The sequence below is a fragment of the Allocoprococcus similis genome (genome assembly GCF_054660775.1).
Window position 1 is genome coordinate 48,047 of sequence record NZ_BAAHSG010000019.1, and the last position, 24,400, is coordinate 72,446.

Annotated in this window: 21 protein-coding genes; 14 read left to right on the plus strand and 7 right to left on the minus strand. The window is 42.4% G+C overall.

The window, feature by feature from the left end:
- Positions 1–229 precede the first annotated feature (229 nt).
- Both ACYQ5K_RS10215 and ACYQ5K_RS10220 read left to right on the plus strand, forming a co-directional pair.
- Positions 230–847: a hypothetical protein gene (locus ACYQ5K_RS10215; protein ID WP_173689277.1), complete on the plus strand. Its 618-nt coding sequence runs from the start codon at positions 230–232 to the stop codon at positions 845–847.
- Positions 834–1,745: a nucleotidyl transferase AbiEii/AbiGii toxin family protein gene (locus ACYQ5K_RS10220; RefSeq protein WP_173689276.1), complete on the plus strand. Its 912-nt coding sequence runs from the start codon at positions 834–836 to the stop codon at positions 1,743–1,745. Before ACYQ5K_RS10215 ends, ACYQ5K_RS10220 begins: the two co-directional genes overlap by 14 nt.
- Before the next feature lie 189 nt (positions 1,746–1,934).
- Here ACYQ5K_RS10220 and ACYQ5K_RS10225 read toward each other — a convergent pair whose 3' ends face one another.
- From ACYQ5K_RS10225 to ACYQ5K_RS10235, 3 genes are read right to left on the minus strand one after another with little or no spacing between them, the layout of a single operon-like run.
- Positions 1,935–2,879, minus strand: coding sequence for a TlpA disulfide reductase family protein (locus ACYQ5K_RS10225; RefSeq protein ID WP_173689275.1), 945 nt, complete (start codon positions 2,877–2,879; stop codon positions 1,935–1,937).
- Positions 2,880–2,911: 32 nt separating this feature from the next.
- Positions 2,912–3,799 carry a 4Fe-4S binding protein gene (locus ACYQ5K_RS10230; protein WP_173689274.1) on the minus strand — a complete coding sequence of 296 codons (888 nt, stop codon included), beginning with the start codon at positions 3,797–3,799 and terminating at the stop codon, positions 2,912–2,914.
- The gene (locus ACYQ5K_RS10235) at positions 3,792–3,932 is read right to left on the minus strand and encodes a CD1871A family CXXC motif-containing protein (RefSeq protein ID WP_055155946.1); all 141 of its coding nucleotides are present in this window, start codon (positions 3,930–3,932) and stop codon (positions 3,792–3,794) included. Before ACYQ5K_RS10235 ends, ACYQ5K_RS10230 begins: the two co-directional genes overlap by 8 nt.
- 77 nt (positions 3,933–4,009) lie before the next feature.
- On the opposite strand from ACYQ5K_RS10235, the gene ACYQ5K_RS10240 reads away from it, so the two are divergent.
- The 3 genes from ACYQ5K_RS10240 (at position 4,010) to ACYQ5K_RS10250 (ending at position 6,975) form a co-directional block, all read left to right on the plus strand.
- Positions 4,010–4,750 (plus strand): response regulator transcription factor, encoded by a 741-nt coding sequence (locus ACYQ5K_RS10240; RefSeq protein ID WP_173689273.1) that lies wholly within the window; start codon positions 4,010–4,012, stop codon positions 4,748–4,750.
- Positions 4,747–5,934 carry a sensor histidine kinase gene (locus ACYQ5K_RS10245; RefSeq protein WP_173689272.1) on the plus strand — a complete coding sequence of 396 codons (1,188 nt, stop codon included), beginning with the start codon at positions 4,747–4,749 and terminating at the stop codon, positions 5,932–5,934. The genes ACYQ5K_RS10240 and ACYQ5K_RS10245 overlap by 4 nt, the downstream gene beginning before the upstream one ends.
- A 162-nt stretch (positions 5,935–6,096) precedes the next feature.
- Positions 6,097–6,975, plus strand: coding sequence for a YitT family protein (locus ACYQ5K_RS10250; protein WP_173689271.1), 879 nt, complete (start codon positions 6,097–6,099; stop codon positions 6,973–6,975).
- Between the two features lie 46 nt (positions 6,976–7,021).
- Here ACYQ5K_RS10250 and ACYQ5K_RS10255 read toward each other — a convergent pair whose 3' ends face one another.
- Positions 7,022–8,365: a D-serine ammonia-lyase gene (locus ACYQ5K_RS10255; RefSeq protein WP_330586089.1), complete on the minus strand. Its 1,344-nt coding sequence runs from the start codon at positions 8,363–8,365 to the stop codon at positions 7,022–7,024.
- Between the two features lie 136 nt (positions 8,366–8,501).
- Here ACYQ5K_RS10255 and bilS point away from each other — a divergent pair, with 136 nt between their 5' ends.
- Positions 8,502–9,005 carry a flavodoxin family protein BilS gene (bilS, locus tag ACYQ5K_RS10260; RefSeq protein WP_022220512.1) on the plus strand — a complete coding sequence of 168 codons (504 nt, stop codon included), beginning with the start codon at positions 8,502–8,504 and terminating at the stop codon, positions 9,003–9,005.
- A 56-nt stretch (positions 9,006–9,061) separates the two neighbouring features.
- On the opposite strand, the gene glsA is transcribed toward bilS, so the two are convergent.
- Complete coding sequence (gene glsA, locus ACYQ5K_RS10265) at positions 9,062–10,009, minus strand: glutaminase A (protein ID WP_243259253.1); 948 nt, start codon at positions 10,007–10,009, stop codon at positions 9,062–9,064.
- A 234-nt stretch (positions 10,010–10,243) separates the two neighbouring features.
- Complete coding sequence (locus ACYQ5K_RS10270) at positions 10,244–11,092, minus strand: LysR family transcriptional regulator (protein WP_173689270.1); 849 nt, start codon at positions 11,090–11,092, stop codon at positions 10,244–10,246.
- Positions 11,093–11,357: 265 nt separating this feature from the next.
- Here ACYQ5K_RS10270 and ACYQ5K_RS10275 point away from each other — a divergent pair, with 265 nt between their 5' ends.
- The 4 genes from ACYQ5K_RS10275 (at position 11,358) to ACYQ5K_RS10290 (ending at position 17,311) form a co-directional block, all read left to right on the plus strand.
- Positions 11,358–13,106: an ABC transporter ATP-binding protein gene (locus ACYQ5K_RS10275; protein ID WP_459777531.1), complete on the plus strand. Its 1,749-nt coding sequence runs from the start codon at positions 11,358–11,360 to the stop codon at positions 13,104–13,106.
- Positions 13,107–13,108: 2 nt separating this feature from the next.
- Positions 13,109–14,839: an ABC transporter ATP-binding protein gene (locus ACYQ5K_RS10280; protein WP_459777532.1), complete on the plus strand. Its 1,731-nt coding sequence runs from the start codon at positions 13,109–13,111 to the stop codon at positions 14,837–14,839.
- A gap of 401 nt (positions 14,840–15,240) precedes the next feature.
- Positions 15,241–15,879: a type II secretion system protein gene (locus ACYQ5K_RS10285; protein ID WP_459777533.1), complete on the plus strand. Its 639-nt coding sequence runs from the start codon at positions 15,241–15,243 to the stop codon at positions 15,877–15,879.
- 196 nt (positions 15,880–16,075) lie between these two features.
- The gene (locus ACYQ5K_RS10290; RefSeq protein ID WP_173689267.1) at positions 16,076–17,311 is read left to right on the plus strand and encodes an MFS transporter; all 1,236 of its coding nucleotides are present in this window, start codon (positions 16,076–16,078) and stop codon (positions 17,309–17,311) included.
- A 107-nt stretch (positions 17,312–17,418) separates the two neighbouring features.
- Here the strand turns inward: ACYQ5K_RS10290 and ACYQ5K_RS10295 are convergent, their stop codons facing one another.
- The gene (locus ACYQ5K_RS10295) at positions 17,419–18,315 is read right to left on the minus strand and encodes a LysR family transcriptional regulator (RefSeq protein ID WP_173689266.1); all 897 of its coding nucleotides are present in this window, start codon (positions 18,313–18,315) and stop codon (positions 17,419–17,421) included.
- A gap of 244 nt (positions 18,316–18,559) precedes the next feature.
- On the opposite strand from ACYQ5K_RS10295, the gene speB reads away from it, so the two are divergent.
- From speB to ACYQ5K_RS10315, 4 genes are all read left to right on the plus strand, one after another.
- Positions 18,560–19,510 carry an agmatinase gene (gene speB / locus ACYQ5K_RS10300; RefSeq protein ID WP_173689265.1) on the plus strand — a complete coding sequence of 317 codons (951 nt, stop codon included), beginning with the start codon at positions 18,560–18,562 and terminating at the stop codon, positions 19,508–19,510.
- Positions 19,511–19,613: 103 nt separating this feature from the next.
- Positions 19,614–21,095, plus strand: a complete 1,482-nt coding sequence (locus tag ACYQ5K_RS10305) for a YjiH family protein (RefSeq protein ID WP_243868849.1) — start codon at positions 19,614–19,616, stop codon at positions 21,093–21,095.
- Positions 21,096–21,171: 76 nt separating this feature from the next.
- Entirely contained in the window at positions 21,172–22,221 is a 1,050-nt protein-coding gene (locus ACYQ5K_RS10310; protein WP_459777534.1) for a LacI family DNA-binding transcriptional regulator, read from the plus strand.
- A gap of 174 nt (positions 22,222–22,395) precedes the next feature.
- Complete coding sequence (locus ACYQ5K_RS10315) at positions 22,396–24,348, plus strand: glucose PTS transporter subunit IIA (RefSeq protein ID WP_459777535.1); 1,953 nt, start codon at positions 22,396–22,398, stop codon at positions 24,346–24,348.
- Positions 24,349–24,400 lie beyond the last annotated feature (52 nt).

Sequence of the window (24,400 nt, forward strand, 5' to 3'; positions counted from 1 at the left end):
AAAAAAACGAATCACGTAATGGATGTGGTTCGTTTTTTATATATTGGCTATAACTGGTACACTTCAAACAAAAATGGAAAAAGCATACAAAAACCATCACTTGCACAGGATATCATTCAGCTGTTTTTATTATAGCTCAGAATAGATGAATGAATCGCATTTGACAAGTGCATAATATATAGTATAATAAAAATGAAATATATAATTTCAAATATGTGAGGTAAAGCGTATGCTATATGACTATATATTAAAAAATTACGAAAAAGATGAGCCAATCTTTTTGTATGAGCTTCCAGGCGATTCCAGAGACTACATTCGTCAGGAAATGAAAAAGCTTGTAGATGACGGAAAATTAGAGCGTTTATTTAATGGTGTCTATTATTTATCGTATACAACGATTCTGGGGACTAAAGGGAAGATGTCGATAGACAAATATGTGGATAAAAAATTTATTAAATCCAATGGCAGAGTGACTGGATATATTACCGGAATTCAGCTTGCAAATATGTATGGATTTACCACTCAAACACCGGCTTGCATAGAGGTGTGCTCAAATGAAGCAACTACAAAACAGAGAAAACTTTGCATTGATGGTAGAAATCTGATCGTTTATAAACCTATTACCGAAATAACAAAGGAAAATCAGGCAGCTCTGCAGTTCTTAGATCTGATGACAACCATCGATAAATACAGTGAGATTTCAGATAATTTATTGAGAATGAAACTAAAAGAATTCGTAAATATCCTGAATGTGGATTTTTCTATTGTAAAAAGATACATTGCGTTATTCCCGGATCGGGTATACCGGAATATTTATCAAGGAGGGCTGATGAGTGAGCTGGTATAGAGAATATAGGAATGAATGGAAAGAAATCATAGAGGCAGTGGCTCGTGAATGTAAAAGAGCTGAACTTATGGTTGAGAAGGACACGGTGCAATCAATGTTTCTATTGGAACTATCGAAGATTAATCTTCCGTTTGTGTTCAAAGGTGGAACCTCTTTGTCAAAAGCATATAATCTGATAGATCGGTTTTCTGAAGATATTGATTTGTCGATGAATCGAAAACCGACGCAGACTGAGAGAAAAGCATCAAAAGAGCATATTATAGAAATTGCAAAATCATTGGGGATGGAACTTACAAATCCAGATCAAATTAAATCAAGACATGATTACAATATGTATGTATTTAGCTATGATTCTCTTTTCTCAGCGAAACCAATGGAAATTATAGTAGAGACCAGTTACTATCAGACAGTATACCCTGTTGATAGACATGAAGTTGGAAGTTTTGTGGGAAAATTCTGTAAAGATAATGGGATATCACTTCCAATTCCGTTTGAAGCAGCGACAGTTATTATGAATGTACAGTCGGTGGAGCGAACTTTTATTGATAAGATATTTGCAATCTGTGATTACCGTATCCAGAATATGCAGGATAGAGATTCACGTCACTTATATGATATTTGTAAATTACTTCCCATAATAAAAATGGATTTGAAACTGGATGAGCTAATTGACACTGTTAGAAATGATAGAATGCATTCAAAGAACAACCCGTCTGCTCAGCTGGAATATAATATTCCAGGAATGTTAAAGGAGATTATTTCCAGCCGATTCTATGAACCAGATTATCGAAATGTGACCCAGAAATTATTATATGAAGATATCGGTTATGATTATGCAATCGAAAATGGTATTGCAGTAGTAGCGGAGTCGGATGTGTTTTTGTACAAGAAAAAATAATGCATTTGTGGTCAATTTATTATCGGCAGTTGGTTGCTACGCTTGAATGTTACCTAAATCATAAACAAAGCATTCGGAAAACTTCAGAGCTAGCAAAAGGTTAAACGTGGAATCCTGATAAATAGGGATACACCAAAAAATAGGGGCTGCCGCACAGCCCCTATTTAGCATACATCTTCAGTAAAAGAATTATTCCTGATCAAGTATGGACTGAATTTGTTTCATTAGTTGCTCGTAGTTTGATTGATCATCGATTCCGCCCATGAAAGGTTCGCCAACGATATTTCCGTCTTTATCTACGAGAACTGTTGTCGGGAATGCCATAATGTTTCCTGCATATTTTCCAACTGTTGAATCGGAATCGAAAGTCAGGTTTTTGTAGGAAGCTCCCTTGGCCTTCAGGATTTCTTTCGCTTCTTTGATACCATCCTGATTATCATCTAATGTATCTGTATTGATACCAACAACTTCACCGCCCATTTTCTTAATTGTATCATTTAATTCATTCAGTTTAGCGAGTTCTTCAACGCAAGGCTTGCATCCACTGAACCAGAAATTTACAACCGTAACTTTATTTTCGGCGAAAAGGCTTTCATCTACATCGTTACCATCCAGGTCTTTCCCTTTGAAACCGTGGAACACACCTGTAGAGTCAGCCGTGTCAGAAGAATTACTGCCGGAAGAATCAGCTGCGGCAATTTCTTTTTCAAGTTTTGCAATTTCTTCTTCAATACCGCGGATCGTTTCAATGTCTTTACTCAGGGTAGCATATTCTTCTTCGGAGAAAGAATCTTTGTTTGATTCTATTGTATTTGCAAGAAAGTCCGCATAATTTTCATTCATGGTATCATCGTCAGTGTTCTTGCTCATAAAGCCAAATGCTTTATCCCATACATCTTTGTGATCTGCAAAGATCTGGTTTTCCTGTTGGTAAAGGTCATTCAGCTTTTCATTCAGATCACCCGAACTGCCTGAATCTGTTGTGGAAGTATCTTCCTGCTTTGAGCTTTCAGTTGTTGCAGAACCGGATGATGTTTTGCAACCTGTGAATGCAAAAAGAATGAAAACGGCAAGAGATGCCGCAATTGCCTTTTTTAATTTCATTGAGTTTGTTCTACTTGTTTTGTTTTTCATGATTTTTAATCTCCTTTGAATATTATTTTAGCTTATTTATTGTCAGCCTGTTTCTTGCCTGAAAATCCGTAATGATAGCAGATTGCATTTGTCGGACAGGCTTTCATACATGCTCCACATCGGATACATTCCGGATGATTTGGTGTATCTACTACATTTACATCCATTTTGCAGGCATGGCTACATTTTTGACAGCTGACACATTTTTCAGGATCCACCTTAATCTTAAGTAATGATATTTTGTTAAACAGCGAGTAGATGGCACCAAGCGGGCAGATCCACTTACAGAATGGACGGTAAAACAAAATGCTTAAGATGATTACAAGTACAAGGATTGTAAACTTAAACGTAAATAAGTGCCCGAGTGCCGCACGGATTCCCGAATTAACAAATGCCAGTGGGATTGCACCTTCAAGTACGCCTTGTGGGCATATGTATTTGCAGAAGAATGGGTCTCCCATCCCCAGCGAATTAGTTACAAATGCCGGAAGCAGTATAACAAAGACGACCAGGACCGCGTATTTCAGATACCGCAGGGGTTTTAGTTTTGCAGTAGACAGTTTCTTACCCGGAATTTTATGCAACAGATCCTGAAACCATCCAAACGGACAGAGAAAACCGCAGATAAATCGTCCTAACAGAACTCCCAGCAAGATAAAAAATCCGGTGATGTAGTAGGTGAACTTGAATTTTGATGAACCGACTACAGCCTGGAAGGCTCCAATCGGACAGGCACCCGTGGCAGCCGGGCAAGAGTAACAGTTCAGTCCGGGTACACAGATTGTTTTTGCCTTTCCCTGATAAATTTTCCCTTTAAACAGATTCGGAATATGAAGATTTGTCAGCAGTGTTGCAGCTGCCTGAAACCATCCGCGGAAACGAACCAGGAAGTTCTTGTTTGATTTTAATTTCTTATCCAATTCCGACACACTCCATACATAATTTTATTGCCTTACTGAGTACAGTTGCAGCTTCTCCACGGTAAATTCCAACAAGGAAAAATACAAGACCGGCTGCAAGTAAAAAAATTTGCGTTGCTTTTTCTGATTTCATTAAGATACCACTTGTTACTGTAAATAGTAACTGCTCCTTTCAATGTTATTGCTCAAAGTCGGCTTATTGACCGTTCAATGGCTATATTATATAATATGGGATGTAAATTCCCTGTTAAGAAAATGGAGAAAAGTAAATTGAGATTATTAGTTGTTGAAGATGAAAAAAAATTATGTGATATGATCGCGAAAAGTCTGCATCTGGCAGGTTATGAGGTGGATACGTGTAATGACGGAGAGCAGGCACTGGAAATGATCTATGCGGAACTGTATGATCTGATCGTGCTTGATCTTAACCTGCCCGGGGTGGATGGGATGGAGATCCTTCGGGAGCTTCGCAAAGAAAATGAAGAGACAAAAGTATTGATCCTGTCTGCGAGAAGTCAGATCGCAGATAAGGTTGAGGGATTGGATTCCGGTGCAAATGATTATATGGAAAAACCATTTCACCTGCAGGAGCTGGAAGCGCGCGTGAGAAGCCTGACAAGAAGAAAATTTGTACAAAAAAATATCTGTCTGGAATGTGGAAAACTTCGATTTGATACGAGAGAAAGGGTTGCATATGCAGACGATAACCCGGTTGTGTTGACGAGAAAAGAAAATGGAATTTTAGAGTATCTCCTTTTAAATCAAGGAAGACCGGTCAGTCAGGAAGAACTGATCGAGCATGTCTGGGATTCTTCTGTGGACAGTTTTAGCGGTTCGATCCGAGTGCATATGTCTTCTTTGAGAAAAAAACTGAAAGCAGGACTCGGATATGATCCAATTGTGAACAAAATCGGTGAGGGCTATAAGATAGGGGGAAATAGCAAAGCATGAAAAAAATATCACTCCAGTGGAAATTAACACTTCTTACAACAGTGTTGATCACCATATTATGCGGATGTCTTACCTTTTTCTTATATAAAAACGGAGTCTATTATTTCGATACACTTCAGGAATCTATCACCGATCAGGGCACAGAGCCGGAATCTGTGTACATTGATATTCCGGATAATGAGTGGGATGACTTTGTGGCACAGTTTTCCATGAAGGTTTATAACTCCAAATCAGATTATAGAAGCAGAAGCCTTCTGATCACTGCTATTGTAGCGCTGTTTGGCGGCGCAGCGACGTATTTTATCAGTGGACGGGCATTGAAACCACTCAGGGAATTTTCAGAGACAGTGGAAAAAGTTCAGGCACAGAATCTGAAAGATTATACGATCGAAGAGAATAAGATTGCAGAGCTGGACAGACTTCGCATATCTTACAATAAAATGCTTATGCGGCTTTCAGAATCATTCGAGACGCAGCGCCGGTTTACGGGAAATGCAGCACATGAGTTACGTACTCCACTGGCTTTAATCCAGGCACAACTGGATCTATACCATACAACAGAACATCCGGAGAGTACAACAGCGGCAGAAGAGACAATTCAGATGGTAACGGAGCAGAATGAACGTCTTAGCAAGTTGGTCCGAACGCTTTTGGATATGAGCGAATTACAGACCGTATCACGAAATGACAGAATTGAGCTCCATAGTCTGATTGAGGAAGTGCTGACAGATCTGGAACCGCTGGCACAGGAAAAGAAGGTTGAACTGATACAGAAGTCACAGGGCGCAGGAGAAAAGGCAGATGAAGAATTATTTTTGACAGGAAGTGATATTCTGATTTACAGAATGCTATATAATCTTGTGGAAAATGCGATTAAATATAATCGGGAGAATGGATCCGTTACGGTATCAGCAATAAGGAAGAAGAACGAAGTTGTTCTGACGGTTTCGGATACAGGAAATGGAATTGATGAAGCATTCAGAGAGCAGATCTTCGAACCGTTCTTCCGGGTAGATAAGTCAAGAAGCCGGGAACTCGGAGGTGTGGGGCTTGGACTTGCGATGGTGCGAGAAGTTGTGCGGGTTCATGGCGGAACGATTGAAGTTTATACAAATAAGCATAACGGGACGACATTTGAAGTGAAAATGAGTATGGGGGCAGAATTTGAAAAGCGTCAGATCTAACCTATCTGATTTTTACTGACTTCTTTTCCATTATTTGATAAAATAAAAATGATGTTGGGGTCAAAAGGTATTTTGACACCTTTGATATCAGATTGCTACGTGCTTTGCACTCTCGCAATCCTCAAAAATTACATTATTAAATAACAAAGGAGTTCTTAACGAATGAAAAACACCCAAAAACCACGTATTACCAATCTTTTGATGCTGACCCTTGCCGGTATCATAAATGCTTTTGGCATTACGCTTTTTATGACTCCGGTCAAATTGTATGACAGCGGTATTTCAGGAACATCTATGCTACTGGAACAGCTCACGCCTGCCTATCTGTCACTGTCATTGTTCCTTTTGGTGTTAAACATCCCCTTGTTTCTGATCGGTCTGAAAAGGCAGGGTATTCTGTTTACTTTTTATGCAATCTACGCAGTCACCATCTATTCCCTGTTTGCCTGGCTGATAACCGATGTTTTTCCGATTGACGTCAGCATTGCTTCCCCTCTTGCCGGAACGGACTTACTGCTTTGTGCACTTTTTGGCGGTGTAATCTCCGGAATCGGGAGCGGGCTTGCTATCCGATATGGTGGTGCTATGGACGGTATTGAAGTTATGGCTGTTATCTTTGCCAAACGTATCGGTCTTACCGTCGGAACCTTCGTTATGATATACAACATCGTTTTATACATCATCTGCGGAATTGCACTTAAGAGCTGGGTACTCCCTCTTTATTCAATCGTTGCTTATTTCGCAGCCTTAAAGACGATCGACTATGTGGTAGAAGGAATCGACCGGGATAAATGTGCCATCATCATTACGGCGCATCCGCAGGAAATCTGCAGCGTATTAACCGAAACTTTCAAAAGCGGTATGACGCGTCTGGAAGCAAAGGGTGGTTATTCTAACCTTGACAAAGGAATGATCTTCTTTGTTATTAACCGTTATCAAGTTGTACGGATGCAAGATCTGGTACACAGCCTCGATCCGACAGCTTACATTATCATCAGCGAAGTAGCTGATATCTTCTCGAATAATATGGGAAATGAATAAAGAAACTCGGTCTTCTTCTGCCACTTCAGAGGAAGACCGCATCTTTTTATTTCTCCAGATACGTGTTTTTGTATTCTTCGCGAATTGCTTCCGGCACGAGACTTCCGCCTGTTGCCCATGCAATGTGTGTTGCATTTTTCATTTTCTCTTCAAGATGATTCTCCTGTAAATATTTGCGTGCAGATTCATTCTTTTCAATCTGTATTGGTCCTTCAAAAGAAGCACAGGCACTTGGCTCAAGGAAAATGTTCTCTGTTCCGAGAAGGTCTCTCATATAATCATATAATTTTCCATCGCGGATAGTAAATTCGCCGCCAAGCAGATTTTTCATTACTCTGCCTACAAATCCAGAAGGACGTCCCACGGCAAGCCCGTCTGCATGGGTAAGTCCAGTAAGCCCAATATCCTGTACGGAAATCTCCTGGTTCAGTCCGGTTGCCATTCCGACTAACATACACGGTGCCTGTGTCGGTTCTATGAAAAAGCAGTGTACATGATCGCCGAACAGCAGCTTAAGTCCAAAGCATACACCACCCGGTGCTCCGCCTACTCCGCAAGGAATATATACAAAGAGCGGATGTTCTTCGTCTACTGCAACATTCTTTTCTTCCAACTGCTTTTGCAGACGTTTTGCCGCTACTGCATAACCAAGAAAGAGTGTTTTTGAATTTTCATCATCCACAAAGTAGCTGTTCGGATCTGCATCAGATAAAGCACGTCCGTTTTTCACCGCTTCACTATAATCTGACTCATATTCCTTTACTGTTACCCCGTGGCTTCTGAGCAAGTCTTTTTTCCACTTTTTCGCATCTGCTGACATGTGTACGATCACCTGATAGCCAACTGCTGCACTCATGATTCCGATACTCAGTCCAAGGTTTCCGGTGGAACCAACCTGAATGGTATACTTTTTGAAAAACTCTCTGCATTCTTCACTCGCCAGTTTCTCATAATTGTCTTCCGGACTCAAAATCCCATGCTCTAATGCAAGTTCTTCTGTATGCTTCAAAATCTCATAAATACCGCCGCGTGCCTTGATCGAACCGGCGATTGCCAGATGGCTGTCCTGCTTTAATAATAAGTTTCCTTCCAGATTGCTGTCGTATTTCTCATTCAGCAAATCCTTCATCTTCGGAACCGGTGTCAGAACAGATTCGATGATTCCGTTTCTCTCCTTTGTTTCCGGAAAACATTTCATAATGAACGGTGCAAAACGCTCCAGTCTGTGCTCCGCATCTTCTACATCTTCCATACCAAGTTCAATCTGTTCCATTGCTTCCCCACAAGCTGTTTTGTCCGAATTTTTCCAGAACACCTCTTTTTCACTGCGGATTTCCTTCAGAATCGGTGTTTTTTCTTCCAGCACTTTCAAATCAACCATTGCTTTCATACATTTCTTTCCAAATGACTTTATTCATACCTATATATTACCTTATTTCTTGTATTATGCCTACCACAAAAAAACTGTCAATCCTAAAAAATAGTGTTATAATTAAAATATGTTTAAAAGAAACGGGGTAATAAACATGGGAAAAGAAAGATATTCTATTTTATTCAGCAGCATGACAGGCAATACAAAGGAACTTGCCGACGCGATCCGCGAAATACTTCCGGAAGAAACTCTCGATTATTTTGGTCTATGTAAAGATGCAGATCCGCAGTCAGAAATACTCTATATCGGCTTCTGGACAGACAAAGGAACTGCTGACGAAGCGACAACCACACTGTTAAAATCACTTAGAAATAAAAAAATCTTCTTATTCGGAACAGCCGGCTTTGGTGGAAGCGAAGAGTATTATCAGAAAGTACTTCACAATGTACGTGAAAATATTGATCCGAGCAATCAGATAGTAGGAGAGTATATGTGCCAGGGCAAGATGCCGATGGCTATGAGAGAACGGTATGTGAAAATGAAAGAAGATCCAAACCACAAACCAAATCTTGATATGTTGATTGAAAACTTTGACAGAGCTTTATCTCATCCGGATAAAGCTGATTTAGAGAAACTTCAAAAATCTGTTTTAAGATAAAAGAAAAACGATACCTCAGAAACTCTTATGAAAGAATTTCTGTAGTATCGTCTTTTTTATTCTTCTACCTTCCACTCTCTGGTATCAAAAATGTGAAGATGCAGTGCTTCTGAGATATATCCCAGCAATTCGCAGCCTGCGATACAGTTTCCTTTTTTATCAAGAGACGGTCCATAAATCCCGATTCCCATTTTCTTTTTCGATACGCTAAGCAGGCCGCCGCCAACTCCGCTCTTGGTCGGAATTCCCGTTCTTAATGCAAATTCGCCCGATCCGTCATACATTCCACAGGTGAGCATAATGGTCTGTACCATCCGCACAGTCTGGGATGAGATCAGACGTTTTCCGGTGGAAAGCTGCACTCCGTCATTTGCAAGCAGAAGGCCGAACATTGCCAGATCTCTTGCATTTACCGACATGGAACACATCTTTGTATAAAAGGTAACACTTTCTTCTACATCGGTATCAATGATATCCTTACTTTTTAAAAGATAGGCGATCGCCTTATTTCTTGAGCAAGTTGCCATCTCGGACTGAAATACGGCTTCGTCTACCGCAATCTCCGGATCTTCGCATACGTCCTGCATATACTTCTGCATATCTTCGATGGAATAGTGGTTTACAAGCAGGCTTGCAACCGTGATTGCTCCGGAATTGATCATCGGATTAAAGGGCCGGTTGCTCCGGTTATCCAACTCTACCAGTGAGTTAAAAGCTTCCCCTGACGGCTCCACGCCCACATGATCAAACACAAACTCTGCTCCAAATGTTTCCAGTGCCAGACACAGTGCCATTACTTTAGAAATGGACTGTATCGTAAATCTGTCCTCTGTATTTCCGGTCTCAAATTGATTGCCGTCTATTGTGTAAAGACAGATCCCCAGTTTGTTCTTATCTGCCTTGGCAAGCTCCGGAATATACGATGCGACATTTCCATACCGGGTCACACCTTTTCCGATACGGATGGCATTTTCCAGTATTGTCATAACCTCTTCTGACTTCATTGTATTCTCCTTTTTTCGCTCAATTGTATTCCCCTTACAATTGCTGGTTTCTAAGTACTAACATACATCATTTTCCTGCTTCAATCAACCATCATTTTCGCAAGAATCATACGCCGACATTTACCTGGAACGTCGTTCTTCTGACAGGAGTCGCGTTCATGCTTCTGGCTGTTATCTTAACGAAAGAGGACAAAAAACGCTATAAAAATCTGTATCGAAGATAGACAAAGCTGCCTATTTCAGACAGACCTTCATAAATTCCTGCACAAGTGCAGACGGTTTACGTTCTTTTTTCCAAATAAGAAGGATCTTTGTCATCAGATCGACCTCATCCAGTACCTGACAGGTAAGTCCTTCGCAGAGAGGCTGCATAGACTGCGGAAAAATTGCTGTGGCAAGCCCTTCTTTTACCCAAAGAGTAGCGCCTCTGGCATCATCGCAAAGACAAAATACCTCCGGCACCAGATTTTGTGTATGAAACGCATCCATGATCAGCTTTTCATAACGTCTGTAAAGAATCAGTGGTTTGTGTAACAAATCGGTAAGTGTAAGCGAGGCTGTTGTATTTTCTGACATTGCAGAATTTGATACAGCAATCATCGGCTCCTCATGCAAAATCGCAAATTCGACCTCATCCAGCCGAAGGGGAGTACGGACAACGGAAATGTCAATAATCCCTTCCTGAAGATAATCGTATAATGTATATGTGATCCCGTCGTGAACCTCAAAATTCACGTCGGGATTTTTCTTTGAAAATTCTGCGATAAACGGCATGACTGTGCCGACCGTCGTCGGCGTGATCCCGATTCTCAGAACCCTCTTTTTACCCGTTTGGGACACCTCAAGCTCTGTCGATCTGGCATAATCCAGAAGGCTCGCCGCACGGTCATACAAGAGCTTACCTGCCGCCGTCAGGATCACCCCTTTATGAGTACGCTCAAACAGCTGCACGTTCAGTTCATTTTCCAGCTGCCTGATCTGATAGCTGAGGGGCGGCTGTGACATATTGAGCTTTCTCGCCGCTTCATTGATGCTTCCCGTATTCGCGATTTCCCGGAAATATTCCAGCTGTCTGAGTTCCATTTTCTTTTTTTCCTCCGTTTAGTTATATGATGATGATACCAGGGTCAAAAGGTCAGAAAGCCGATGCAAGCTTGCTTGCGAGAGGATTTTTGACCTCTTGACCCGCCAAAAACATGAATAAGCAATTTATATTTTTGCCACTCACATTGTTATACTTTTTTTATATTAAACTGTCATAAAAACAATATTATTCATATTGATGGTAGCGCATTATAATAAGTAGGTCAAGAAAAAACTAAGAAGTAAAGAACAGGAGTGAGTGTGTTTGAAGAAACTTTGGGTTTATCTGAAAGAATACAAGATGGAAAGTATTCTTGCACCATTATTCAAACTGCTGGAAGTCGTATTTGACCTTTTGGTTCCGGTGGTTGTCGCCAAGATCATTGATATTGGTATTGCAAACAATGACCACGGCTACATCGTAAAGATGTTCCTGGTGCTGATCCTCATGGCTGCAGTCGGTCTTAGCTGCAGTTTTACCGCACAGTATTTTGCTGCAAGAGCGAGTGTCGGCTGTGCAACCAATTTAAGACAGGCCGTATTTGACCACATTCAGGGCTTTTCATTTACCGAACTTGATACGATCGGTACGGACACCCTGATCACACGAATGACCGATGATATCAACCAGGTCCAGAACGGCATCAACATGGGACTTCGTCTTCTTCTGAGAAGTCCGTTTATCGTAATCGGTTCGATGATCATGGCATTTACGATCAACTTTAAATGTGCGCTGGTATTCGTTGTGGCGATCCCTCTTTTATTTGTCGGCGTCATTTTCATTATGCTGGTCAGCATCCCGCTTTTCAAAAAAGTGCAGGCTGCCCTGGACCGCGTCACAGGACTTACCCGTGAGAATCTGACAGGTGTCCGCGTCATCCGCGCATTCTGCCGCGAAGAAGAGTCGGTAAATGAATTCGAGATCAGCAACACCGAACTGACCAGGTTAAATGAATTTGTCGGAAGAATTTCCGCCCTGTTAAATCCATTTACCTACGTGCTGATCAACATTGCAACTGTCATCCTGATCGCAAAAGCAGGACTCCAGGTCAATCTCGGAACCATGCATCAGGGGCAAGTTGTCGCGCTTTACAACTACATGGCACAGATGATCGTCGAGCTGATCAAGCTGGCTTCCCTGATCATTACACTGAACAAGGCGATGGCATGTGCAGACCGTGTATCCGGTGTCCTGGATATCCGGACTACCATGCATTATCCGGAAACCTCTTCTACAAAGGCAGATCCTTCTGCAAATGAAGTTGAATTCGACAAGGTATCCTTCACCTATGCAGGTGCCGGTGCATCAAGCCTTTCTGATATCAGTTTCTCTGTAAAAAAAGGGCAGACAGTCGGTATCATCGGTGGTACCGGATGCGGAAAATCCACTCTGGTCAGCATGATCACCCGTTTCTACGATGCAACCTGCGGAACCGTTAAACTGAATGGACGCAATGTAAAAGAGCTTACCAATCAGGAAATCCACGACAAGGTCGGAATCGTACAGCAGCGCTCCGTCCTTTTCAAAGGCAGCATCCGCGATAACATGAAATGGGGCAATGAAAATGCATCTGACTCCGAGATCTGGGATGCACTGAAAGTCGCACAGGCAAAAGAAGTTGTAGAGGGCAAAAACGGACAGCTTGACTTCTTGCTGGAGCAGAACGGAAAGAACCTTTCCGGTGGACAGCGTCAGCGTCTTACCATTGCCCGCGCTCTTGTGAAAAAGCCGGAAATCCTGATCCTCGACGACAGCTTAAGCGCACTGGATTTTGCAACGGACGCAGCACTTCGCAAAGCACTCGCCGGACTGGAAGGTGAGACAACAACCTTCCTGGTATCCCAGAGAGTTGCCGGCATCCGTCAGGCGGATAAGATTTTAGTATTAGATAACGGGGAACTCGCCGGCCAGGGCACACATGAAGAACTCATGAAATCCTGCGAAGTTTACCGTGAGATCTATTTCTCACAGTTCCCGGAAGACCGCGCAAAATATGAAAGAGGGGAGATGTAGGTATGAAAAAAGACAGTGTAATGAAAAAGCTTTTTAAATATATCGGAAAATACTGGATCCTCCTGATCCTCAGCATCATCCTCGCCGGAGTATCAGTGGTTCTTCAGCTTTATGTGCCGGTTCTCTTCGGTAATGCGATCGATGAGATCGTAGCAGCGCACAATGTAGACTTTACCCAGATGTGGATCTATCTGAAGCAGATTCTTCTGTTCGTAGTGATCGCTGCAGCCGCAATCTGGATCATGAACCTTGTCAATAACCGCATGACCTATCATATTGTACAGGATATCCGATCCCAGGCAATCCGCCACATCCAGAAGCTTCCGCTTTCTTATCTGGATCAGCACAGCACCGGCGATATTGTGAGCCGTATCATTGCCGATACCGATATCCTTTCTGACGGATTACTGCTCGGATTTACCCAGTTATTTTCCGGTGTTGTGACCGTTGTTGTAACCTTGATCTTCATGTTTTCCAAGAACGTGTGGATCACTTTGATGGTCATCCTTCTGACACCACTCAGCTTCCTGGTGGCAAAATTTATTTCCTCACGCTCTTTTACCATGTTTAAAAAGCAGAGTGAAACCCGTGGAAAACAGACTGCTCTGATCGAAGAAATGATCGGAAATCAGAAGGTTGTCAAGGCATTCGGATATGAGGACAAAGCTTCAAAGCGTTTTGATGAGATCAATAAAGAACTCAAAGAATACAGTCAGAAAGCCGTATTTTACAGCAGCCTTACCAATCCGTCCACCCGTTTCGTAAATAACATCATTTACGCTGCGGTAGCACTTGTGGGCGCATTCCTGATCCCGCTTGGAACCCTGACGGTCGGCGGTCTTTCCGTACTGCTTTCTTACGCGAACCAGTACATGAAGCCATTCAACGACATTACATCCGTAATCACGGAAATGCAGAACGCCCTTGCATGTGCGACACGTATCTTTGACCTCTTAGAAGAACCGGAAGAAGTAAAAGATTCTTCTGAAGTACTTGAGAAGGTGGATGGAAATGTGGATATCGACCACGTAGATTTCAGCTATGACAAGAGTAAATCTCTGATTGAAGACTTTAACCTTCAGGTTGAACCTGGTATGCGTATTGCGATCGTAGGTCCTACCGGATGCGGAAAAACAACATTTATCAATCTCCTGATGCGCTTCTATGACGTGGATTCCGGAAAGATCTGTATCGATGGTAAACCGATCGACGAGATTTCCCGACATTCGCTCAGAAAGAGCTTCGGTATGGTGCTTCAGGATACCTGGATCAAATCCGGTACTGTCCGTGAAAATATCAGCTTCGGAAAACCAGATTCCACGGATGAAGAAATCATCCGGGCGGCAAAAGAGGCAAAAAGCTGGGATTTCATCCGCAGACTTCCGCAGGGACTTGATACCGTCCTGCATGAGGACAGCATCAGCCAGGGACAGAAACAGCTCCTGTGTATCACAAGAGTTATGCTCTGTCTGCCACCAATGCTGATCCTGGACGAAGCGACTTCAAGTATCGATACCCGTACCGAACTGCAGGTACAGGAAGCATTTGATAGCCTGATGAAAGGTCGTACAAGCTTTGTCGTTGCACACCGCCTGTCTACGATCCGTAACGCTTCTCTGATCCTCGTCATGAAAGACGGTAAGATCATTGAGCAGGGAACCCATGAAGAACTGCTGAAAGAAGGCGGCTTCTACAGTCATCTGTATAACAGCCAGTTCCAGGCAGTGTCATAAAAGGATAACGGTGCTGGAGCGGATTCGTCGGAAACATCCAAAACAGTTAAGGATGGATTCATGGAAGCACCAGATGGTGAGATTCCATTTGATTAATTCAGAATAAATGGTTGGAGAGGCTGCCCTTTGCCGGGGCATCCTCTTTTCCATTTTACAGAAGAAATCAAAAATTACAGGTATTCAACCTAACGAAATCGTGATATAACGAGTGCAAGAGAGCCAACATGCTTGCATGATTGGCGAACGGCGAATTGGATCATATGACTTGATTCATATCTATATATTACCTTATTTCTTGTATTCTTCCTACCATATTATTCTTGATTATTCTTCAATCAGAATGTATTATATCATTATAGAAAGTTGTATCTGTACACATTTTTAATATACTTTTAATGGGAGTGGTTTTCATAAAAACAATTCATAAAAAACACGGCTTTACACTTGTAGAACTCATTGTTATACTATCTATTCTTGCAATACTGGCAACACTGCTTATTCCGTCTTTGACAAGATATATTGAAAAAGCAAAAAAGCAGGCTGTTTTATCTGAGGCAAAAGAAGTCTGGACTGCTGCTCAGGCTGCTTTGTCCGAATGTTATGCTATGTACCCGGAAAGCTTTGAAGAATCTTGCAAGTTTACCTCCACAATCGGCGGCGAAAAGATGACAAAGCTCGGAAGAATATCAAACGGTGCATTAAATGCTCTTCAAAGAAATCCCAAAGATCAGACCGAGGTCAATACATCCAGCCGGCGAGTTGCAAGACAAGTACTTATTTATCCGGAAAGTGCAGATAAAAATGCAAAACCGCGCTATACATTCGGCAATGGTGCGATTCCTACCGGGAACAGCAGACCAAGCAACTATTTTAAAACCAAACCGACTTCAAAAGATATCCTTATTCAGATTTTCCATACGAAAAAAGGGAAAGTCGTTGCACTCAATTTTGGAAAAAATGGATACATGGTAACCATGATCGCAGGAAAAGAACCAACCATTGTTAAAGATGGAAATTGTCTTCCATCCTCTGAAAAATAAGCGGATAAAAGAAAAGCGACACTGCAAAACTACATGCTATGGGAGTTCTGCAGTATCGTCTTTTTTTATTCTTCCACCTTCTATCAACTACCATTTTTTGCTGAAACCCGACGCAATAAGATAGACAAAAAAGTGCCCGCATTGTATATTATTAGTAGTTTAAAAATGGGGAATATGCAAAGGGGAAAAAAGTATCATGAATCTAATTTCGCAATACAAAGGGCTTAGAAAAGAAAACTATGTCTTATGCTTCGGACGCTTTGTGACGGCCATGGGGGCAATGGTCCGTCCGATGCTGACGATGATCCTGAGCCAGAAGCTTGGGATGAATGCCGTGCAGGTTGCCTGGATCACGGCGCTGATGGGAATCCTGACGATCCCGGCAAATCTGATCGGCGGAAAGATGGCCGACCGTTTTAATAAGAAAATGAATATCGTCTATCTGGATATGATTTCCGTCATTTCTTATATCATCTGCGGACTGATCCCGCTGACGACAAAATCCATTGTGCTGATGTTTATCGCATCGACCTGCCAGAACATGGAGAATCCGTCCTACAATTCGCTTACTGCGGATATCACCCTCAGCAAGGACAGGGAGAGAGGGTATTCCCTCCAGTATCTGACAGCAAATCTCGGCGGCGTGATGGCTTCTGCCGTAGCCGGATTTATGTTTCGCAATTACTTATGGCTTGCATTTTTGCTCAGTGGAATTTCCATCGGCACTTCTTCTGTGATGATCTATTTCTTTGTACAGAATATCACACCGGAAAAAGAAGAAAGTGATGGTAACGCCATTTATCAGGCCGAACGCCACGGGGAAAGCCTGCTGACGATTCTTAAAGAAAACCGGCTTGTTCTGCTGTTCATTCTGATCACCAGCGGGTACACAGCACTTTACCAGATGTATAATTATCTCTTTCCTATGGATCTGATCCGTCTGCACGGGGATACCGGTGCGGTGATATTCGGAACAGTTACAAGCATCAACTGCTTTATCGTTGTTCTCTTCACACCACTTATCACCCAGATTCTGAAGCGATCCTCCGAACCGAAAAAGACAATCTACGGATTTTTACTGACACTGGTCGGCTACGTGATGTTCATCCTCTTTTCCGGGCACATCCCGTTCTATTATGCGGCAATGGTTGTACTGACATGGGGTGAGATTTCTTACATGCTGGCGGAAAGCCCGTACATGACCAGGCGTATTCCATCCAGCCACCGTGGAAGAATCCACGGGCTGATGGAGATCATTCGTATCGGATTTATGAGTCTGTACCAGCTTTTGATCGGATTTATTTACAAAAATCATACGCCGACCTTTACCTGGATCGTCGTTCTTCTGACAGGAGTCGCGTTCATGCTTCTGGCTGTTATCTTAACGAAAGAGGACAAAAAACGCTATAAAAATCTGTATCGCAGATTATAATAGAATACGTCACGGCACGCAGTGCCTTTTATTTAACATCCAAAATTTACGGGGATACAGATCAGTTATATAATCTGCATCCCCATTTTATTTGTTCGCGCATATTTTCAGTCGTTAAACAGTGCCTTTAACTGCCGGATAAAGATTTTCTCTCGCGGATTCGGTACATATGCCGAATGGTACATCAGGTACGCGCTCATCCCACACGGTGCATTCACAACAGGAATTTCCACACACTCTGAACTATACGACATATCCGAAAAACGCTTCATCATAACGGTAGAATAATTGCTTTGCTTGATTGCATCCAGAAGGCCGCCACGATCAAATACATAAAGAATCTTATTATCATCTTCAAAGCCCAGAATCCCCAGCCATTCTTCAAATTTGAAGTTCTCGTACATAATGCAGCGGAGCTCCCGGATCCGTTCAAATTCAATCTCCCTGCGCAGAGCAAGCGGATTCTTCTTCGATGTCAGAAGGATCAGCGGTTTGCTTTTCGCGATCGGGATCAGCTTCATACTATATTTTTCCGCCATCTCAAAATAGCTTTCTTTGATCGAGTCAAAACAGTAAAACAATCCCATCCGGTATCTTTTATCCACAACGTCCCGGATCACCTGGATCAGTCCCGTCTCTTTAAACGAATCTTCTATATTCCGCGCCGGATTTTTCTTCTTAAACTGCATAAAAAGGTTCATAAAATCAAAAGAATACGTGCTCGAAACTGAAATATTCCCCTTATTCACAAAAAGAGAAGGGATGTTCCCGATCGCGTCCAGTTCCGTGACGATTTTATGGGCGGATTTTAAAAACAGTTCTCCCTCACTCGTTAATTGTATTCGGTTATTGTTTCTCGAAAATACGGAAAATCCCAGTTCTTTTTCCGCATTTTTAATACAAACACTTAAGTTTGGCTGTGACAAACCCAGATGTTTGGCTGCTTTGTTAATTGATCCACATTCATAAACTTCAATAAAATATCGAAAACATTTGCTATCCATTTTCACTTACTACCTACCTGTTTTTTCATACTCCGGATCTATTGACTTTATTGATATTTTTTATATGTTAACACAAAAAAACTCCATTATCTATATCTTTTTTTATTATTTCTTATATGATTTCTCATATAACTTATTAAGGATCGATATAACACAACTCCCTGTCGAAATGCTATCATACACTCAACGAAACAAATAACGAACGTTCGCAATGATTACATATGATTTTAAGGAGGATACAGATATGTCAGAAATCAAACAGCCAGCAAGTGCTTTATCATCACCAAGATTTTGTAACATGGGAACTTTTATGAGAATGCAAAAGGTAGACACCGCAGAAGGTCTTGACTTTGCAATTGCAGGTGCGCCATTTGATACGGGAAGTTCTTTCCGTTCTGGTTCAAGATTTGGTCCGAACGCAATCCGTAATATTTCTGCAATGATGAAACCGAACAACGTAATCATGCAGGTTAATATCATGGAAAGCCTGAAGGGCGGAGATATTGGTGATTTCAACATTACTCCTGGTTACATCCATCCAAGCTACGATGCAATCGAAAAAGGTGTGGCAGGAATCCTTGAGAAAAATGCCTGTCCGATCGTTCTCGGTGGTGACCACGCAATTACACTTGCAGAACTCCGGGCAGTAGCGAAAAAATATGGTCCTGTAGCTCTTGTTCATTTTGATTCTCATTCAGATCTGTGTGACGAAGTATTTGGACAGAAATACAATCACGGAACACCTTTCAGAAGAGCGATTGAAGAAGGACTTATCGATCCATCTCATTCTATTCAGATTGGTATGAGAGGATCCCTCTACGATCCAAATGAACACAAGATGGCTGCTGAGCTTGGCATGAAGCTGATCCCGGCACACAAGGTGCGTGAAATGGGACTTCCGGCTTTGATTGAAACAGCAATTGAAAGAGTAGGTGATAAACCTTGTTTCCTCACTTTCGACATTGACTTTATTGATCCTGCTTATGCTCCAGGTACAGGAACTCCGGAAGTTGGCGGATTTACTTCTCTCGAAGGACTGGAACTCGTAAGAGCACTGAAAGATCTGAATTTTGTAGGATTTGATATTGTTGAAGTTCTTCCAGCTTATGATCATGGTGAAATTACCGCATATCTTGCAGCTAATATCGTATTTGAATATCTTTCTATTCTTGCACTCAAGAAAAAAGGAAAATAATTTATCTTAGATTATATTTTTAAGATAAATGGCAGCACCAGTTTCTACTGGAACTGGTGCTGTTGTTCTTAAAATACGCATTTTTCAGGAAAGGAGACTCTTTATGGTTAAATCTAAGACTATGACCACGGAAAGTACCATAGCTACTACCGAACAAGTTACTTATGACAGCGATATGATGTCCGCCGAACTTGATAAAATCCAGTTGAACAAAAGCCAGACTATAAAGGGCATTCTCAGATTAGTCATCTGTTCAGCTATCGGTATCGCAGCTTTTTTTGTTTCTGTACCACACAACGGTAAGAGCGAAATTATCTTTAGTATTATTTATAATGCCTTTGTAAATATGTTCGGCAATTTTGCCTACTGGATCTTGACACTCATCGTTGCCGGAAATTTTGTCTGTCATATTTATTTTAAGTATGTGAAAAAAGGTACTCTTGAATCACCTTTTGCCAAAATTTATGATAACGACACGATTATCCATACATTTTTGTACGCTCTCGGCTTCATCTATGTGGTCTTATATGCCTGTCATATAAATATCACAGGATTCCAGGGACCGGAAATCATCATTGGCGATTCTACCGGTGGAAGCGTTATTCCTCCGATCGTTCTTGGTGTTTTTGGAATCATCATCGTAGGTGCCATTTTCATGCCATTCCTTTTAAATTATGGAATCTTGGAAATTATCGGTGCCATTTTGGAACCACTGATGCGTCCGTTATTCAAAGTTCCTGGAAAGGCTGCTCTGGATGCCGTATCTTCTTTCGTAAGCTCTTCTTCACTTGGTGTCTTAATCACAAACAGATTGTGGAAAAGAAATGTTTACACAGAAAAAGAAATGGTCGCTATCATGACCGGATTCAGTGCTGTAAGTATTGGTTTTGCATACATGGTAATCAATACAGCCAAACTAGGTGATCATTTCGTAAAAGTTTACGCGATCAGCTTTGTTCTCGTATTCATTATCGAAATGATAACCGTAAGAATTCCTCCGATCAGCAAGAAAAAAGATGTATACTATTCTGGACATGTGCAGACAGAGGCGGAACGTAAAAATGATACCAAATTCAGTTTCAGCCTTCTTCCCCTCGGTATAAACCGTGCAGTCAAGCGTGCTTATATTGCAAAGAATGTATCCGTAGAAGTTAAGAACAGCTTAAAAGACAGCTTACTGGTTCTCCCACAGGTTCTGACTATGTTATCGGCCATCGGTGTAAGTGGTCTGATCCTTGCAGAATACACTCCTGTATTCAAATGGTTAGGTTACATTTTCCAGCCGCTCCTTGTTTTATTCCGGATTCCTGACGTATCAGCGATTGCTCCGTCAATCCCGGTTGGAATCGCAGAAATGTTCCTTCCTGTATTAGTCATGATGGGAAGTGGCATTACCGTATGTGTAAAAGCAAGAGCATTCGTTGTTCTGGTATCCATGGTACAGATTATTTTCTTCTCAGAAACAGCAACAGTAATGTTAGCAACCAAATCCCCAATTAAATTCTGGGAAATCGTTGTATGTTTCCTGGAGCGTACTATTATCGCAATCCCACTTGCGTCCTTAGTAGTCCACATTTTATTCTGATTACAATGAATTTTTCTGTTTGACATCCTGAAATCTCCTTTTTATACTTGTTGTATAAGAAGGAGATTTTTATATTATGACCATCAAAGAAATCGCACAACTCGCCGGTGTCTCCAGCGCAGCTGTATCCAGATACTTAAACGGCGGCTATGTCAGTGAAGGAAAAAAGGAACAGATCCGTAAAGTCATCGAAGAGACCGGATACCAGCCATCCGCACAGGCGCGTATGCTTCGTACCAAAAAGGCAAGCCTGGTGGGCGTAGTCGTCCCGAAGATCAATTCCGAATCCATCAGCCGGATCACTGCCGGAATTGAAAGTGTTCTCGCCGAAAGAGGCTATCAGATGCTTCTTGCCGGAACCGACAACACCCCTGCAAAGGAAGTAGAATACCTCCGGTTATTTGAAAATTATCCGGTAGACGGAATCATCCTGGTCGGTACGATGTTCACCGCCGGTCACCGGAAATTTTTAAAAGAAACAAAGGTTCCTGTTGTCGTGATCGGGCAGCGCACCTCACACGCAAACTGCATTTACCACGACGATTACGGTGCAGGAAAGGCAATGGGACAGGTCGTTGCCGGATTCAGTAAAAAAGGAGTTGCTTACATCGGCGTTACCCGTGATGACAAAGCTGCAGGTGCCGCAAGAGAGGACGGATTTATCGCAGGACTCAAAAATGCGGGCATCACACTTTTAGAAGAAAATAAGCGGACTTCGGCATTTACCCTGGAATCCGGATATGAGGCTGCACTGGATCTTTTGGAAAGCAAATGTGATATCGATGTCATATCGTGTGCAACCGATACCATAGCAGCGGGAGCAATTGAAGCCATTCAGACCTACTTAAAAAAGCAGGTTCCGGCAAATGCAGCCGATGCAGGTGCAAGAATGCGCTATATCCTTGAAAATACGTCCATCCGGGTAACCGGATTTGGTGACAACCAGATGTTAAAAGCCGTCACCGGTGGAATCCCGACCATACATTTTGGCTACAAAACCAGTGGAATCCGCGGTGCAGAGCTGCTTCTTGACAGTATTGAAAGAGGAGAACAGATTCCAATCGAGATGAAGCTCGGCTTTCGCCTTGTTGGAACAGACCTTTCGGACTCTGAAAATCAGACCTGATTTTCCTGCTTTCCCGGAGTTTCAAAAGGAAACGAAAGTTTCTTTCAACACTTTTCACAAAAATGAATATGAATTATCAGTAAAAATGCCATCTTTACAAATGGCATTTTTTTCATATTATTTAAGCATAAGATATGAAATCGATTACACATTATATCTAAAGGAGGAGAGAACATGGATTACAGAAAAACCGCACAGGAAATTCTGAATCATGTGGGTGGAAGCAAGAACATCGTATCTGCTGCCCATTGTGCTACCAGACTTCGCCTTGTCATTGCAGACAACACGAAAGCGGATAAGACAGCACTTGAGAATGTAGACGGGGTAAAGGGTGTATTTGAAGCATCCGGACAGCTCCAGATCATTCTCGGAACAGGAACCGTCAACAAAGTATTTGATGAATTTATTGCAATCGCAGGCATCACAGCCAGCACGAAAGCAGAAGCAAAAGAAGCTGCTGCCGAAAAGCAGAACTGGTTTATGAAAGCCATCAAGCTTCTGGGAGACATTTTCGTACCGATCATCCCGGCGATCGTAGCCAGCGGTTTCCTTATGGGAATCATGAACGCACTGGATTTCATGAACAGCAACGGATTCTTACACATCAGCACAACCAGCTCGATCTATGTATTTGCAACCCTTTTCAGTAACATTGCTTACACATTCCTGCAGATCCTGATCGCCTTCTCAGCTGCAAAAGCATTTGGCGCAAACCCTTACCTTGGCGCAGTTATCGGTATGATCATGATTCATCCGTCCCTGCAGAATGCCTACACCGTTGCAACAGAAGGTGTCCAGCAGACACAGAGCGTGTTCTTCGGACTGTATCACATTGACATGGTCGGCTATCAGGGACACGTCATTCCGGTTGTCATCGCTGTATGGATCTTATCCGTACTTGAAAAGAAGCTTCACAAGATCGTACCGGAAGTTTTAGACCTTTTTGTCACACCACTTGTCAGCGTATTCGTAACCGGATACCTTACACTTTCCATCGTCGGACCAATCTTCGTATGGGCTGAAAATGCAATCCTCGGAGCAATCCAGTGGATGCTGACACTTCCGCTCGGACTTGGAAGCCTGATCATGGGTGGTTTATATGCACCGACCGTTGTTACCGGTATCCATCAGATGTACACAGCCATCGATATCGGACAGCTTGCAAAATACGGTGTGACCTACTGGCTGCCACTCGCAAGTGCGGCAAACGTGGCACAGGGTGCAGCAGCACTTGCCGTTGCTGTAAAGTCAAAAGACCAGAAGATCAAATCCCTTGCACTTCCATCATCACTCAGTGCATTTATGGGAATTACAGAACCTGCAATCTTTGGTGTAAACTTAAGATTCTTTAAACCATTTATCGCCGGATGCATCGGTGGCGGATGCGGAGCCCTTTATGCTTCCCTTGTTCACCTCGGTGCAAAAGGAACAGGCGTAACCGGTATCTTCGGAATCCTGCTCTGCCTGAACCAGCCACTTCAGTACGTCATTGAGATGGCAATCGCAGTCGGTGTTGCATTTGCAGTTTCCTTCGTACTTTACAAAGACGAGAAGAAAGAGCCAGTCGCAGAGGCTCCTGTTACTGTTGCAGCTTCCGTAGAGGAAACAGCCAGCGAAGAACCTGCTGCTTCCGAAACCGAAACAGCCTCAGATAATACAGAACCAGCTTCTTCCGAAGAAATTTTAAATGCTCCGGTAAACGGAACAGTTATTCCAAATGACCAGATTGTTGATAGCACCTTTGCTGCCGAAGTTCTTGGAAAAACAGTAGCCATTGAACCTTCTGACGGCGTGATCAAAGCACCTTGCGACGGCGAAGTTGTAAGCATTTTTGAGACCGGTCATGCCGTATGCATCCTGACAGACGGTGGTGCAGAGCTTCTGATCCACGTCGGAATCGACACTGTAAAAATGGATGGAAATGGATTTACAAAGAAAGTATCTGACGGCGCAAAAGTACACGCCGGAGATGTACTGATCGAAGCAGATTTAAATGCAATAAAAGAAGCCGGACATCCGGCAACAACCATGATGATCATTACCAATACAGATCTGTATGATTCTGTAGAATGTGCCGCACCCGGCACTGTAACCGGTAAATCATCTGTTATGAAACTTACGAAATAAAATAACTCATGACAAATAATCAGATTTGCCTCCCGCGGCGGGTGCCGGATAT